The sequence below is a fragment of the Clostridium sp. C8-1-8 genome (assembly GCF_009928445.1).
Lineage (GTDB): Bacteria > Bacillota > Clostridia > Clostridiales > Clostridiaceae > Clostridium_AR.
Window position 1 is genome coordinate 372,177 of the sequence record NZ_JAABNO010000001.1, and the last position, 16,688, is coordinate 388,864.

Genomic DNA, 16,688 nt, shown 5'->3' on the forward strand with positions numbered 1-16,688 from the left:
ATGAACAAAAAAGGATTAGTTGTTGATATAAAGGGGAGTAAGGTGGTTATACTTACTGACAGCGGAGAGTTTGCACTTGTGAAAGCATCTAGTATATTGCCTTTAAAAGGAGAGACTTATGAAGGTAATGTAATAGGTAACGGAAGTTCTATGAAAAGACTAGCTGTGCTAGCAGCAAGCTTTTTATTAATATTTACAATTGGTATAGTAGATTATTATAACCCAGTAAAGGCAGTAGAGTTAAGTGCCAAGTCAAAAATATTATTAGAGGCCAATAGATGGAATAAAATTGTTAGGGTAAGTACAGATGATAAAAATATTAAAGATGCTATAAATGTTGATGAAGTAAAGAATATGTCTTTAGATGATGGATTGATAATGCTTTCAAATGAGGTTAAGGATAAGAATATAGTATCTTCATATTCTGAACTAAGTGTGAAACCAATAAAGGGAAATCCAGATATGGAAACCGTAAAAAGTGAAATCAGTAGTTTAGCTAAAGCCGAAAAGAATAATGATATACAAAACAAAGAAGAGAAGGATGGTAGAGATAACCAAGATATACAAAACAATAATGGAAATAGCAAAAAACAAGATAATAGCAGGGATCAAGATAAAAATAATGATAAAGGTAAAAATGATGATAATATAAATAGAGATAAAAACACGAATGAAGATATTAATAGTAGTTATAGCAATAACAAAAGCCATGATGCTAGTATGGATAACAATAGCAAGGGCAGTGTAGAGGAGAAGCAAAAAGGTAATAAGCAAATAAATGAAAGAGAAAAGAACAGTATAAAGGAAAAGCACAATAAGTAGTCATGAGGCTTTTTCGCTTAAAATTAAAATAATCCCCAGCATAATTGCTGGGGATTATTGATTAAAAGTCGCATTGACCAGTTGTTCTTGGGAATGGTATTACGTCTCTTATGTTTGACATTCCTGTAATATACATTATTAATCTTTCAAAGCCTAAACCGAAGCCTGAGTGTACAGTTTCTCCATATTTTCTAAGTTCAAGGTACCACCAGTAGTCTTCCTTGTTAAGACCAAGTTCTTCAAGTCTTGATTCAAGCATAGAAAGTCTTTCTTCTCTTTGACTTCCACCTATGATTTCACCTATACCTGGTACTAAGCAATCCATTGCAGCAACGGTTTTTCCGTCTTCGTTTAATCTCATATAGAAAGCTTTAATATCTTTAGGGTAGTTAGTTACAAATACAGGTCTCTTAAAGATCTCTTCAGTTAGGTATCTTTCATGCTCTGTTTGTAAATCAATACCCCATTCAACTGGATAGTCGAAAGTTTTACCAGAATTCTTTAGTAGCTCTACAGCCTCAGTATAAGTAACCTTGCCAAATTCAGAACTCAATATGTGTTCTAATCTTTCCTTTAGACCTTTATCAACAAATTGATTAAAGAATTCCATTTCTTCTGGACATTCATCCATAACGTACTTTATAACATATTTAAGCATTTGCTCAGCTAATTCCATATCATCTTCAAGATTAGCAAAGGATATTTCAGGCTCTATCATCCAGAATTCAGCAGCGTGTCTTGCTGTGTTTGAATTTTCAGCTCTAAATGTAGGACCAAAAGTATATATATTTCTAAATGCTAGGGCATAAGATTCTCCATTTAATTGACCAGAAACAGTTAGGTTAGTTTCCTTTCCAAAGAAGTCTTCTTTGAAGTCTATTTTACCATCTTCTGTTTTAGGAATGTTGTTTAGATCCATAGTAGTTAATCTAAACATTTCTCCAGCACCTTCACAATCGCTTCCGGTTATTAGTGGTGTATGAACGTAAACAAAATTCTGATCTTGGAAGAACTTGTGTATTGCATAAGCAGCTACAGAACGTACTCTAAACACTGCAGAGAATGCATTACTTCTAGGTCTTAAGTGAGCTATTGTTCTTAAATACTCAAATGTATGTCTTTTCTTTTGTAATGGGTAATCAGCTGATGACATACCCTCTATAATAACTTCTTCTGCCTGTATTTCAAAAGGTTGTTTTGCATCAGGAGTAGGTACTAATTTACCTATAACAGATATTGAGGAACTTATTGGTAGCTTAGATACCTCTTTAAAGTTTGAAATATTAGAGTCAAATACTACCTGAACATTTTTAAAGAATGAGCCATCATTAACTTCTATAAACCCGAAAGCATTTGATGCTCTTAATGTCCTTATCCAACCTGAAATTTTTACACTTTTCTCAATATGCTCTTGTGTTTCTCTGTAAAGAGCTCTTACTAATGTAGTGTTCATTTTATGACCTCGCTTTCTTAATTATTGTTTGCGTTTCAAAAGTATTTTATAGGTTATAATTAGCATTATTATTAATTTGTACATAAACATTAAAAAACCTATCAAACCACTTTTATGGATGAAAGGCTTTATTTTCACGGTACCATCTAATTTGTCATAAAAATGACCTTATAAATAGTTTTGTAGTTCTTAAAATATAACGGTTGTAACCGGTTAAGCCTACTAATTTTAACACTTTAACCCTTAAATAATATTTATTTTACACTAATAGTTTAATAAATGCAATTATTCGCTCATAAAATATAGATATATATTGATATTTAAGAGGTTGAGCAATGATTAATTCTATAGAAGAGTTAATAATACAAAAGTTCAATAAGATAAATTTTTGTAAAAAGATGCTTTTAACAGCTACAAAGGATGATAGGTTAGATTTTATGAAGGATATAGAAACATTAACTTTGCAGATTGAAACCATGTTAGATTACAGTAATACGAGAACCCATAAGAATCCTATTAAAAATAATGAGAGTGAAGAGGGGTATAGGGCTAGGGAGTTCAATATGAAAGACCTCGAAAAATACAATGGTGTAGGAGATAATCCTGCATATATAGCTGTAAATGGCACAGTATATGATATAACTGGTGAAAAGCTATTTAATGTGTTAGTTGGCTTAGGAATAAAAGCAGGGACAGATCTTTCTCAGGAGTTTAATTCAGGCAAGCTTAATAAACAGCTTCTAAAAAATATACGAATAGTTGGTGTATTGAAAGATTAGTAATTAAAAGATTAAGGTATAAGTATCAGAAAGCCTTATAAAGCTTAGAGTGGCTGATACTTATACCTTAATTTATAGATTGTATAAGTTAATTAAAGTTTATTCATATCCTGTTTCATAGGAATGAATTAATTGAGAAGGAAACTTTTTCATCTCCATATCCTTCATGGTTCTTTTATATTCATAACTGACTTTTCTAATTTCTGCTTTAACGCTTCTTCCCTTAGATATATCTATTATTGCATAAGTTGAGTCAGGAGAGCCGTTCTTTGGCTTTCCAACACTTCCGCCATTAATTATCATTTTATCATGAACTTGCTTTATCATTGGAATATGTGTATGTGCGCATACTAATATATCCTCGTCTATAGCGCTTACTATACTTTCTAAGTCTGGATTGGTGTCATATAGATATTCATCTATTTTCTTAGGGCTACCATGAACAAAAAGGACTTTTTTGTTGTCGATATTTAGAGTAATACTACTTGGTAGATTCTCTAGGTAATACTTGTTTGAGGCTCTAAGTTCATCTACAGTCCAAGGTAAAGAAAATGAATTTATATTAGTGTCCCTTATATATGTGAAACCATTATCTACAACTGATGCATCATAATTACCTTTTATACATAACAATCCTCTTCTCTTTATCATAGCAATGACTTCATTTGGCTGAGGACCATACCCTACTAAATCACCTAAACAAATTACTGTATCTACATTTTGACTATCTATATCCTCGATAACTCTAAGTAGAGCGTAAAGATTGCTATGTATATCTGATATAACTGCAATTCTCATACTATTTCCTCCTAGTTTTAATTATAGAGACTGATCTAAATTTTATAGCTTCGTAAATTTATAATAAACCTATATACTTTAGGATCTGAATAAAGTTGTTATTATTAAGCAAATTTTGTGCTACATAAATTTATTGATAACTATATTATACCACTTAATACATATTCATAATTTCGTTTATTTATTATTCATAAAGTTTTTAAAAACAATATATTATCATTCACAGATATTCTAACTTTAGGGTTTAATTAAATGGATTATATATAATTTTTTGTATATAATTAATAATGAAATAAAATTATTATTTTTATATTGATGTAAATTGTAAGCTTAAGGAGATAGTGTAATGAAACAGAATAGATTAAATAATATTTTACAAGAAATGAGTAATACAAATCTTAATCAGATGATATTAACTTCGCCAGCAGCGATTTTCTATCTTACTGGAAAGTGGATTGAGTCTGGAGAGAGGCTTTTAGCATTATATATTAATACAAATGGAGATAAAAAACTAGTTATTAATGAGCTTTTTCCAATCCATGAAGACTTAGGATTAGATTTAGTTTGGTATAATGATACCCAGGATCCTATACTAGCCCTTTGCAGTATAATAGATAAATCTAAAACCTTGGGTATAGATAAAAATTGGCAGGCACATTTTTTAATAAGACTTATGGAAAAAGGTGCAGCAACCGCTTTTGTTAATGGGTCTCCAATAATTGATAAGGCAAGAACTATAAAGGATGCTGAAGAGATAGAGCTTATGAAAAAAGCTTCTGCTATAAATGATAAGGTTATGGGAAGAGCTGTAGAAAGATTTTCAAAAGACAAAACTGAAAAAGCTTTAAGCACTATATTAGGTGAGTTGTATGAAGAAGAGCGTACTCAAGGGTTTTCTTTTACACCTATAGTTGCATATGGCGCAAATGGAGCAGATCCACACCATGAAACTGATTTGTCTCTACCACAATTAGGTAATAGTATCATAATAGATACTGGATGTAGAAATGAATTTTATTGTTCTGATATGACAAGAACATTGTTCTATGGTGAACCTTCAGAAGAGGATAGGAAGGTCTATAACATAGTGCTAGAAGCAAACTTAGCTGGTATAAGTAAGGTAAAGCCTGGTACTAGATTCTGCGATATTGATAAGGCAGCTAGAGATGTTATAGAGGGGTATGGATATGGAAAGTATTTTACTCATAGAACAGGGCATTCTATTGGAATAGAGGTACATGATTTTGGCGATGTTAGCTCTGTGAACAAAGAAGAGGTTAAGCCAGGTATGATCTTCTCAATTGAGCCAGGAATATATCTACAAGGAAAAGTAGGTGTAAGAATAGAAGACCTAGTATTGGTAACAGAAGATGGCTGTGAGGTATTAAATAATTATTCTAAAGAATTAAGAGTATTAAAATAAACCTTCTGTTGAGTATTATTATTTAAAAAAGTATTTAGGTAAAGCTGCTTATAGGTATAAGTCATAGAAATTAAAATATTTGTGTAAACTAAACAATAAAACTTAATCCACTATGTTTATAATTGGAACTATATGTAAAAAATATAAGTGGAGGTGTTAGTTTGACTGATAAAGATATTTTACTAAATGATATTACCTATTTTAGAGAAAAGTTGGAATACCTAATAAAAGTTAGAGAAGGAAATCTTGTGTCAGAGGATATTATCGAGGCTGGCAAAAGATTTAATGATGCATTAAATAAATACAATAGATTTTTAAATAGAACACCTAATAAAGATAAAGGTTGATGGCTAAATATAGTGCCATCAACCTTTATTTTATAAGCTTTTAATTATATTAGTCATAAGTGCTATAAAATTGTCTCTTACCATAGCAGAGGTTTCCATTACTTCAACATGACTTAGAGGTTGTTTTAATATCCCAGCAGCCATGTTTGTAAGGCAAGAAATTCCTAGAACTTTTATCTTGCTATGATTGGCTACTATAACTTCTGGAACAGTTGACATACCAACAGCATCTCCGCCTAAAACTCTTGCCATTCTTATTTCCGCAGGAGTTTCATAAGTAGGACCACTAAACATAGTGTAAACACCTTCTTTAATATCTATGTTTAACTCTAAAGCTGCGTTCTTAGCCTTTTCTATAAGATCTCTACTGTAAGCCTCTGACATGTCAGGAAAACGAGTTCCAAAGGTATCGAGATTTCTTCCTATTAAAGGATTAGAACCTGAGAGATTAATATGATCGTTTATTATCATAAGATCCCCTGGTTTAAAACTTGTATTTACAGCTCCAGCAGCATTTGTCACTATTATTGTATCTATACCTAGAAGTTTCATAACTCTTACAGGGAAAGTTACTTGGTCCATAGCGTACCCCTCATAATAGTGAAACCTTCCTTGCATGGCAACTACTTGTTTGCCTTGAAACATTCCTATTACTAATCTACCTGCATGACCTTCAACAGTGGATACTGGAAAGTTAGGAAGTTCATTGTAGTTATAGTATTCAGCGTCTTCTATATCATCAGCTATAGCTCCTAAGCCAGAACCTAAAATTAATCCTATTTGTGGTTTGTATTTGCTTTTAGATAGAATAAATTGCGATGCTTCTTCTATTTTTTTACTTAAATCCATTTTTTCACCTCAAGTAAATATTATTTGATTGTAACATGATTATTTTATCTCATTTAAGAAACTTATTCCATTTTTTATTTTATCAGCATCAAAGATATCTGCAATTGTTTGGCCCATATCAAAGAATCCAAATTTTGTTCCAAGATCAAAGCCCTTCTTTAAGTCACTTCCATAAGCTAAAAATGGTACATACTCTCTAGTGTGATCTGTTCCCTTAAATGTAGGGTCACAGCCATGATCAGCAGTGATGAATAATACATCAGTATCTTTCATATTGTCTAGAATCTCAGGAAGTCTTGCATCGAAATCTTCTAATCCCTTTCCATAGCTCTTAGCATCTCTTCTGTGACCCCATTTCATATCAAAATCTACAAGATTAGTAAATATAAGACCATCTTTATCTTGTTTTAGATATTCTATAGTCTTATCAACGCCATCCATATTATCTTTTGTATGAACAGCAGCAGTTATGCCTCTGCCGGAGAATATATCTTCAATCTTACCTACGGCCATAACATTTAATCCCTTTTTTGCTAGTACGTCCAACAGTGTATCATGAGGTGGTAGTAAAGCATAATCTCTTCTGTTAGGAGTTCTTGTAAAGTTCCCAGGAGTTCCTAAGAAAGGTCTAGCTATAACTCTTGCTACTGATTCTTCACCCGTAAGCATTTCTCTAGCAAATTCACAGTATTTATATAAATCATCAAGTGGAACGATTTCTTCATGAGCAGCTATTTGGAACACGCTATCAGCAGAAGTATAGACTATTAGGGCCCCTGTTTTCATGTGTTCTTCGCCAAGCTCATCAAGTATTTCAGTACCAGAAGCGGATTTGTTTCCTATCACCTTTCTTCCTGTAAATGCTTCAAATTTATCTATTATTGATTTTGGAAAACCATTTGGGTAAGTTGGGAAAGCTATTTCTGATTTCACTCCAACCATCTCCCAATGGCCAGTTACAGTATCCTTACCATTTGAAGCTTCATGAATTCTTCCATAGCAGCCTATAGGTTCTGCAACCCTATTTAAATTTACCATACCAGTAATATTTCCTAGTCCCAGCTTCTCCATGTTAGGAATCTCTAATCCATTATTAAATTCAGCTACATGCCCTATTGTATTGGAACCAATATCTCCATATTTATCAGCATCAGGTAGTTCTCCCATCCCAACACTATCTAAGACAATCCAGATAACTCTTTTTATCATAATTAAACACCTCGCAAAGTAAATTTATTATATAGTGTATCCATTACGGAATTAATTAAAAGGGTATAAATGTGTAAGCGCTTTCCTAAATGGACAAAATAATAATCTCTATAACTTCTATTAATATATGATTTACATCCAAAAATAAAATTCTATTGATTATTGGTAAGTGAATATTTTATTAATAACTTATCCTTTATCTATATTATAATTTATAAAGATAAATTGATAAACAAAAATCTATATTTTTAAGTAGATTAATTATTTTTTATTTGAGAAAAATTAAATGGAACTTAGGGCAGGTTATATATTATTTAATAAAGGCCTATGTATATAATTATGAAAACTTCTTATGTATTGAGAAAATATTAAATAAAGGTTTATATAAAAAGAGTTTCTTAATAAAAATATTATATTTTTTGAAATATACGTAAAAAAAGTCTGAAAAATATGAAATGAAGTAAAAGTTGTATTGTATATAATTTACAAAAATGTATAATGTATATTGTGTGCTATTTAAGGTGTATAAAAATATTTGGTTTTAAGATTGAAAAGGTTTTTCTTTTTAAACCCATTTTAGTATTTAAAATTTAATTATTTATATAACTAAAGATATGAACTATATTTATAGTTTGATTTATTAAGGAGGTAAGTGATTTGATTTTATTTTCCCTTAGTGATTGTTTGAAGGCTGAAATATTAGAGACAGCTAGGAAGGTTGAACATGAACTATCTGAAGTTAGATTTAATAGATATTTAGTACTAACTAATTATGGTAAGAGAATAGTTCTTATATTTGACTTAATAGATGGAAAAATAAATTTTAAAACTGAATTAGGTTCAATTGAAGAAAAAATAAGAAAGATAGCAGGAGCAAACTTTTGGATTAGAATGACTGATGAAGTCTATGAAAAATCAGGCCTTATAGAGGGGACCTTTCCTCAAAGTGTGGTAAGAGTGAATAATTATATAGACGATAGTGTTTTAGATGATAATATTAATCATTATAGTAAATATATAAAATCTGACATTACATCTATAAGGAAGTATCTTAATCTAGCTGAAAATCAAGTAATATGGCAAGTTAATCCATCTAAGAGAGAGGATATAACGGCTGTTTTATCTATTGTAAGTCATAAGGAAGATAAAAAGTTTAGGACTGTAAGAGAAGAAATTGTTAAGATAGAGGATAAAAAATATATTACCTTACATTTTGATGATGAGACAAGATTTAAGTCTATAAATAAGCTATACATATTAGCTGAAAAAAACAAGAGTTCAATAATATATGAAGTAATAAAATATATAACTAAATGAAAATAGACAAACTATTTTAATAGTTTGTCTATTTTCATTTAGTTATTGTTCTTTATATCAGAAGGTTTAACACTACTTAATATTTCTTTTTTTAGTATTTCTGCTTCTTCAGATAACTCACTGACATTAGAGGCTTGAGAAGTAAGTTTATCACTTAATAAAAGCATAACTAGGTTCTCAAAAGCATTGTGTAAGTTATTTTCTCCTTCTCCTCCACCTGAGGTTATAAGAGTCTTTGGAACTATATCTACTTTGGATGTTTTTATAGCATCAGCAAAGTTATTCATTATTTCTTGTACTACTTTATATTGAGCTCCACCAAAAGCATTTACTTGTTCTTTTGCTGCAATAGCTTTTGATATACCAACTCTAGCTTCTCTATCTGCATCAGCTTGACCAACTGTCTTTATCTTGAAGGCTTCTGCTTCACCGGTTTGTTTAAGTCTGAAGGCTTCTGCATCAGCTTGTTGCTTTACTTGATATGCATTTGCTTCAGCCTGCTGTTTCAATCTATAAGCTTCAGCCTCAGCTTGTTGTTTAACTTTATATGCATCTGCTTCAGAAAGTCTTTGGATTTTTTCTGCATCCTGTCTTGACTTCATAAGATCTGCTTTACCTTGGTTCTCTTGGATTTTAATATTAATATCTGATTCAGTAAGTGATGTTTGTTGTTTTGCTATTGCCTCTGCCTCTTTAAGTTCCTTTTCTTTTTCGGCAGCAGACTGTTGAGTAGAGTAAGTCTCAAGCTGCTCTTTTGCAATCTGTCTTGAACGAAGTTGTGTTAATATTTGTTCTATATTCGTATCATTCTTTGAGCTTGTAGGAGTACCTATAAGAACTTCTTCAAGTTCAAGATTGTAGTGTGTAAATTTAGTCTTCATTTCAACAGAAGATTGATTTTGTATTTCATTTCTTTGCTGTATTAATTCAATTAAAGTCTTTGTTTGTCCTATATTTTTGAAGTAAGCAGATACCATAGGATCAAGTGTTTGATCAACAAGCATCTTGATATCTCCAAATCTTTGTATTACCATTGGTGCTTTTTTGTAGTCTATATGGAAAACAACTGATAGAGGTAAAGAAGGTTCGAATGCATCTTTAGTTATTAAGCTTACTTCCTTAAGATTTTCATCGTATCTATGATTACCATTTTGATTGCTTATCCATTTTAAGATTACGTTAGTAGTAGGGACTTTTATTATATTACCTGCATAAGTGTTAAAAGCATATTTTCCAGGCATAAGAGGTTCGCTCCATACCCCCCTAAATCCTTTTTGAACTAATTCACCATGCTTATAGTCATCCCCTGAAGAATCTGCGCCCTTTAGTCCGGTGTATGAAACAACTACTCCTACGTAACCTACTGGAATAACTGTTTTAGGTATAAACTCTATTGTAGCAAATAATCTATTTATTAGATAAGTACCATCTGCAAGGACCTGGTACTGTCTACCTCTATATCCGCCTGCTGCCAAGAATTTTTCAGGATCCTGAAAGTTATTGTGATAGTTTGGATCACTAGGTTCATCGCCAACAGTAGGACATATTATAGTGTCTCTTCCTAAAGAAGGACCATCATGAACTGTAACTATACCAACTTGGTCGGTTTCACCCTGAATAACCACAGGTTCAAAACCGTTTCTAGCTGCAATCTTTTGTGCCATCTCCATTATTGTTTTTTGCTCAGAGTCATTACCCATTGGCAAATAGTATGTTTTATTTTCTGTTATTATTATAAATTGTGCTAAGTTGAATGCGTAAGTACCTTCACGAATAATACCTCTTTGTGGTCCTTTTTGACCGCCATTTGTGATAAAGCCTTTTACATCTTGGAAGTTGCTGCTTTCAGGAATTATTTTACCAAGAGTTTGTGTTGGCTCAAGTGGTTTACCATCTCTAGCAAACACATATGCTATTTTACCCTGTGGTATTGTTACTAGTGGAACTGAGTGTACCTTATAAACTAATGGACTTAAAAAGTGAATACCACCTCTTAATACAGTTGGCTGGTATCCAGCTTCACCGTTTAATGCTATAATTTGTTCTTTTAGTGAACCTTTTGATGACCACCATTTTTCTATAATGGCAACCTTTGAGTTGGGGATAATCCTAAAACCTGATATCCAGACTAGTAAGAAGAAAGCTAGGATTCCTATACCTACTTTCACTAATAATAAGATTGTTTCGTGGCTCATAAAAAACCTCTCCCTTAATAATTTTTGTTATAGTTAAACCTTAAGTTTCATAAACAATGTAGCTAATACTTTTATATATTAGTAATTGAAAAGTCTTCTTAAAGTACTTAACTCATGATGTAATTATATAATGTGGTATTAAATAACGCAAAAAGCGTTTTGAATAACAATTAAATGTTTCTTGATGATTTATGGGCAAGCCGACGTTTTAGCTTTGCATATCTAATTTTTTCTAATTATACCTTTAAATTTCATATGTTATCAAGAGTAAATTATTTTATATTTCTTAGCAGCCTACATTGTAGCTAACGTTATGGACAAATATGCGCATTAGTAAATCCTAATGGCAATAAAGAAATTATGTATCCAGTTAATTTAGGATAGATAGGTTTGAAAAAAGTTATAAAGAAAACTTCTTATAAATATATATTGTTATATTTATAACTTCTTAAGAATTTATAGGGTTTATGCCACTTTAGCAAACTATTTTAATAATTTGATTCTATAAAGATATTCATATTAATTCCTTTCGATGCATATTTAAAGCATCAAGTGACTTAGTTTTTAATTTCAACATAACACTTAATTATAGCTGTATATTTTAGTTTATTGAAAATTAAGCTTTAAGTTTAAATTTTACTTATATATGTTCCTTATTATTATATTATTGTGTTAAAATTTTTATATTACGAAATATATCGACGAAGGTGATAAAATGAAAAAGCTTAAGCCTAAGATTATGAATTTAAATTCATTGGCAGAAACAAAGTTTCTAAGTTTATATAATGTTGAATACACAAACAAAAAAGGTGATTCTAAAAGTTGGATAGTGGCTTCTAGAAAAGACATGGCTACTCTGAATCTACAGATTCAAAAGAAGATAGAAGAACGTGTTGATGCTGTAATGATAGTTGCTGTGCATGAAGAAAGTAAAAAGTTGGTTTTAGTAAAGCAGTTTAGAGTACCGCTAAATGATTATGTATATGAACTACCGGCGGGACTTATAGATGGTGATGAAGACATAAAGTTAGCAGTAAGTAGAGAGCTTAAAGAGGAGACAGGACTTAAGGTAGTAGAAATAGTAAATAAGGAAGATATAAAAGCTCTTTACGTTTCTGTTGGAATGACAGATGAATCAGTTGCTTTGGTTTATTGCTATTGTAGTGGAGAGATTTCAGGTGATTATTTAGAGGATGACGAGGATATAGAAGTATGTATGGTTAATCAACTAGAGGCTAAGGAACTTATCAATAGTAATCCTAAGATGGATATAAAGATGTATATGATGCTTAAAGCCTTTGCTGCTTTAGGTGAAGAAATAATGAAATAAAGATAAGATGTTGAACATATGATAACAAGACTTATTTATAAAGCACATTTATACATTTTCTTGGAGAAATTGTAGTTAGACAAAAAAATTGCTAAAGAATTAACTTTAGCAATTTTTTATTATATAAAACTATAAGATTCTATTTCTTAAACTTTAATTCTTTGCGCAAGCTCGTCTAAGCATTGGATGACTGACCACTTAATTCCAATACGGCAATGTAACAGAATCAATTGTTTAAGCTGTTTTTGTATCCCTATACTTGTATTAAATAGTTTGATTTATGCACCTTCATTTAAGAACTTGTATTGAGCATTGTATAGGCTATAATAAACACCTCTCATTGCAATGAGTTCATCGTGAGTACCACATTCCTTAATATTACCATCACCTACAACCATTATCTTGTCACAGTCTCTAATTGTAGACAACCTATGAGCAATTACGAAGGAAGTTCTTCCAAACAGAAGTTTTTCTATACCTTTTTGAACTAATTTTTCGGTTTGAGTATCTATATTTGATGTAGCTTCATCTAATATTAATATTCTTGGATTAGCAAGAAGAGCTCTGGCAAAAGAAATTAGCTGCCTTTGTCCCAAAGAAAGTCTAGAACCTCTTTCGTTTACTTCAGTGTCGTACCCTTTCTCCATTTTCATTATAAATTCATGTGCATTTACTGCCTTTGCAGCAGCAATTACTTCTTCATCAGTAGCATCAAGTTTTCCATATCTAATATTCTCTTTAATAGTAGTTGAGAATAAGAAAGTATCTTGAAGCATTATACCCATCTGACTTCTATAGGACTCTAATTCTACATTCTTTATATTTTTTCCATCTACCATTACTTCTCCAGAGGTAGGATCATAGAATCTACTAAGAAGAGATACTATAGTAGTTTTACCAGCACCAGTTGCTCCAACAAGGGCTACGGTTTCACCAGGTGATACTTTGAAATTAACATTCTTCAACACTGCAGAACCTTCATCATAAGCAAAAGTAACATCTTTAAATTCAACGGCACCTTTAATCTTAGGCATTTTACTTGAACCTTCTGCACTTACTATGTCTGGATCAATTTCCATGATATCAAATATTCTATCAGCGGCTGAGAAGTTAGTTATTAGAGTGTTATAAAAAGTTGAAAGATTCATTATAGGTCTCCAAAACATTCCTATATACATAGAGAATGCAATAAGTGTACCTATAGTAACATCATTTGATCTTACTAATAAGTAACCAGCATAGAATACTACTACTATACCAACTCCCCATGATAGCTCTACTAGAGGCCAGAAAAAGTCATTTAGCTTTACAGCGGCAACAAAGGAATTAACTAGTTCACTAACCATTACTTTAAACTTTGAAAGAGTATTTTCTTCATTGGCAAAAGCTTGAACTACCTTTATTCCTGAAAAGTCCTCATGATTATATGCATTAAGGTTTGAACGTTTTTTTCTATAAACCTCCCACCTTTTTCTTGATTGAGTTTCTATAAAAAACATAGCAACTGCTAAGAATGGTAGAATTGCAATAGCTGCTAAAGCTAGTTTAAAGTTTAAGAATAACATCATTATTGAAACGCATACTAAACTCATAAGTTCAGGGATAAGAGTTTGTATACTTTGATTAAATAGGTTTTGAAGAGCATTAACGTCTCCCATAACTCTAGCTAATATTTTTCCAACAGGTCTGTTATCAAAAAATGAGAATGATAATTTTTGAATATGAGTGTAAAGTTCATGTCTTATATTTACTAATATATTATTGGTTATAGCTGACATCATTACTATTCTTATTTTAGAAGCAATCATTGATAAGATGTTTAATGTTAAAAGTAGGGCACCAATGAACATTAGACCTTTAAAGTTGCTGTCGCCTATATAACTGTCGATTGCTATCTTTAATAGATAAGGATTAATTATGCCGCAAACCATAACGAACAATAATAGTATAATAACTATAAAGGCTTTAAGCTTATAAGGCTTTAGATATTGCAAAAGTCTTATAGTTAGCTCAGTTTTACTTCGAAGCATTCCTTCTTCATCACGACTTACTGTATTTTTAGCCATTATACCACCTCGCTTTCGGCCATATCAAAGTCTTTAAATTGTTCACAGTATATGTCATAATATCTTCCTTTTTTAGCTAGAAGATCACTGTGATTACCTTGCTCTTTAACTTCCCCATCTTCTACAAATAGGATAATATCTGCATTTTTTACTGCAGAAATTCTATGTGCTATTATGAAAGTTGTACTCTTTTCTTCTTTAACATGTAGATTTTTTAGAAGTTCGTACTCTGTTTCCATATCCAATGCGGAGGTTGAGTCATCTAGTATTAGGATTGGTGCTTTTCTTAATAAGGCTCTAGCAATAGATATTCTTTGCTTTTGTCCTCCAGAAAGTCCAATACCTCTTTCACCTATTTCTGTATCGAATCCTTCTTCGAAAGATGATATAAAATCATAACAGCAAGCTGTCTTGCATATATCTATAACTTCTTCCATAGAAGCATTTTTATTACCAAACTTAACGTTGTTTTCTATAGTATCTGAGAATAAGAATGTATCTTGAGGTACTACAGACATATTACTTCTAAGCTTCTTTAGATCTAAATCTTTTACATTTATTCCATCTACTAAGACTTCACCGTTAGTTACATCATAATATCTACCTATTAATTGTAGTATAGATGACTTACCAGCTCCTGTAGTTCCCATAATAGCTACAGAGCTACCAGCAGGGATATCAAGATTAACATTTTTAAGAACTAGCTCATCATTATACTTAAAGCTAACATTATCAAATTTTATAGCTCCCTTTATTTTATCAGGAGATATAGCATTTTCTTTACTTGAAATCTCTGGTTTTCTATCTAGTATGTCGAATATCTTCTTAGCAGATGCTTGGTTCTGAGCAAGCATATTAGTAAGCCAACCAAGGTTCCTCATAGGCCATATAAGTGAATTTAGGTATCCGCTAAAGGCTACTAAAGTTCCTAAGGTTATCTCGCCTTTTATAACAAATACGCCACCTAATATGATCATTATTACTAAGGATATATTCGTTAGAAACTCCATTGGAGGAAAGTATTTTCCTACTATTTTAGCTTGATTCATATTTAGATCATAGTAAGTCTTATTCATATTTAAGAACTTAAGAATTTCATGTTTTTCTCTTGTAAAAGCTTTAACCAATCTTACACCAGCGATATTTTCCTGAGCAGTTGTATTTATCTCAGCTGTTTGGTCGCTGATGTTATCATATACAGTAGCAAAATCTTTCTCAAGCTTTATTGCCATATAACCTATAGGTATCATTATTACTATGCATGCTATAGCAAGCTTCCAGCTTAGTACTAATAGGATTATACTGCTTATGATGAAGTAAATGATATTTTCAACGAAAAGTCTTAGACCAAACCCTATGGTTTGCCAGATGTTTTCTATATCTTCACCTATTCTCGACATTAGTTCACCAGTGTTCATATTATCAAAATATTTAAATTCCATTGTTTGAATATGTTCAAACAATTCGTTTTTTATATCTCTATGAACCTTTGCTGCAATGAAGTCAAAGAAAAACTCTTTGACGTATCCAAGTCCAGCCTTACATAAGGTAATAGCTAATATTCCACCCAATGCTGGATACAAAAGTGAATACTGTTTGTCAGTAATTACTTTATCAATTATTATCTTTTGAAGATAAGGTGTGATGTTATCTACGGCTATAATTATAATCATTGATATAGAGCCAATAAGAAGTATAGCCTTGTGTTTAAATAAATAATTTAAGATTCTTCTCAAATCTATTCCCCCCTTTTTTGTTCGTTCATAGTGCCCATTTATGCAAAAAAAGGCCATGGGTATCCCACGACCTTTTTGCATAAAAGCGCAATATAAAAGTCATGAGCAATAGCCCATGACCTAATTACATACAAAGTTAAAGTAGCCAAAAATTAATCGGCAATAAAACTCGTAGAGATAGGGCTATTGTTAATAAATATTGAATTGTTTGAATTTCTAAATCTGCCGTTTATAAAATTGAATCTCGCTATTAACATATTCCTATCTCCTTTACGTTAAAATTTCTTTAATATAATTATATACACAGGCATGTAAAAGTGTCAAAGGTTTTTTCCAATATTTTTAATTTTATGAAAAACTCCAA

Annotated in this window: 13 protein-coding genes; 6 read left to right on the top strand and 7 right to left on the bottom strand. The window is 31.3% G+C overall.

What is annotated here, in order from left to right; all coding sequences use genetic code 11:
• Nucleotides 1-822, top strand: coding sequence for a hypothetical protein (locus GXK57_RS01560; protein WP_160670415.1), 822 nt, complete (start codon nt 1-3; stop codon nt 820-822).
• 61 nt (nt 823-883) lie between these two features.
• Here GXK57_RS01560 and asnS read toward each other — a convergent pair whose 3' ends face one another.
• Nucleotides 884-2,275, bottom strand: a complete 1,392-nt coding sequence (gene asnS / locus GXK57_RS01565; RefSeq protein ID WP_160670418.1) for an asparagine--tRNA ligase — start codon at nt 2,273-2,275, stop codon at nt 884-886.
• 335 nt (nt 2,276-2,610) lie between these two features.
• On the opposite strand from asnS, the gene GXK57_RS01570 reads away from it, so the two are divergent.
• Nucleotides 2,611-3,054: a cytochrome b5 domain-containing protein gene (locus tag GXK57_RS01570; RefSeq protein WP_160670421.1), complete on the top strand. Its 444-nt coding sequence runs from the start codon at nt 2,611-2,613 to the stop codon at nt 3,052-3,054.
• A gap of 99 nt (nt 3,055-3,153) precedes the next feature.
• Here the strand turns inward: GXK57_RS01570 and GXK57_RS01575 are convergent, their stop codons facing one another.
• Nucleotides 3,154-3,852, bottom strand: a complete 699-nt coding sequence (locus GXK57_RS01575) for a metallophosphoesterase family protein (RefSeq protein WP_160670424.1) — start codon at nt 3,850-3,852, stop codon at nt 3,154-3,156.
• Between the two features lie 346 nt (nt 3,853-4,198).
• Between GXK57_RS01575 and GXK57_RS01580 the strand changes: the two genes are divergently transcribed.
• Together GXK57_RS01580 and GXK57_RS01585 are read left to right on the top strand one after the other, a co-directional pair.
• Nucleotides 4,199-5,275, top strand: a complete 1,077-nt coding sequence (locus tag GXK57_RS01580) for a Xaa-Pro peptidase family protein (RefSeq protein WP_160670427.1) — start codon at nt 4,199-4,201, stop codon at nt 5,273-5,275.
• 161 nt (nt 5,276-5,436) lie between these two features.
• A complete protein-coding gene (locus tag GXK57_RS01585) occupies nt 5,437-5,622 on the top strand; it encodes an aspartyl-phosphate phosphatase Spo0E family protein (protein WP_128211163.1) in 186 nt (61 codons plus the stop codon).
• Between the two features lie 30 nt (nt 5,623-5,652).
• Here GXK57_RS01585 and GXK57_RS01590 read toward each other — a convergent pair whose 3' ends face one another.
• Complete coding sequence (locus GXK57_RS01590; protein WP_160670430.1) at nt 5,653-6,471, bottom strand: purine-nucleoside phosphorylase; 819 nt, start codon at nt 6,469-6,471, stop codon at nt 5,653-5,655.
• Between the two features lie 39 nt (nt 6,472-6,510).
• Entirely contained in the window at nt 6,511-7,680 is a 1,170-nt protein-coding gene (locus GXK57_RS01595; RefSeq protein ID WP_160670433.1) for a phosphopentomutase, read from the bottom strand.
• Nucleotides 7,681-8,337: 657 nt separating this feature from the next.
• Between GXK57_RS01595 and GXK57_RS01600 the strand changes: the two genes are divergently transcribed.
• Nucleotides 8,338-8,997, top strand: a complete 660-nt coding sequence (locus GXK57_RS01600) for a hypothetical protein (RefSeq protein WP_160670436.1) — start codon at nt 8,338-8,340, stop codon at nt 8,995-8,997.
• 38 nt (nt 8,998-9,035) lie between these two features.
• Here GXK57_RS01600 and GXK57_RS01605 read toward each other — a convergent pair whose 3' ends face one another.
• A complete protein-coding gene (locus tag GXK57_RS01605) occupies nt 9,036-11,192 on the bottom strand; it encodes an SPFH domain-containing protein (RefSeq protein ID WP_160670439.1) in 2,157 nt (718 codons plus the stop codon).
• Nucleotides 11,193-11,907: 715 nt separating this feature from the next.
• Between GXK57_RS01605 and GXK57_RS01610 the strand changes: the two genes are divergently transcribed.
• On the top strand, nt 11,908-12,522 hold the full coding sequence (locus tag GXK57_RS01610) for an NUDIX hydrolase (protein WP_160670442.1): 615 nt from the start codon (nt 11,908-11,910) through the stop codon (nt 12,520-12,522).
• A 278-nt stretch (nt 12,523-12,800) separates the two neighbouring features.
• Here the strand turns inward: GXK57_RS01610 and GXK57_RS01615 are convergent, their stop codons facing one another.
• Both GXK57_RS01615 and GXK57_RS01620 read right to left on the bottom strand, forming a co-directional pair.
• Entirely contained in the window at nt 12,801-14,588 is a 1,788-nt protein-coding gene (locus tag GXK57_RS01615) for an ABC transporter ATP-binding protein (protein WP_160670445.1), read from the bottom strand.
• A complete protein-coding gene (locus GXK57_RS01620; RefSeq protein ID WP_160670447.1) occupies nt 14,588-16,324 on the bottom strand; it encodes an ABC transporter ATP-binding protein in 1,737 nt (578 codons plus the stop codon). The genes GXK57_RS01615 and GXK57_RS01620 overlap by 1 nt, the downstream gene beginning before the upstream one ends.
• Nucleotides 16,325-16,688 lie beyond the last annotated feature (364 nt).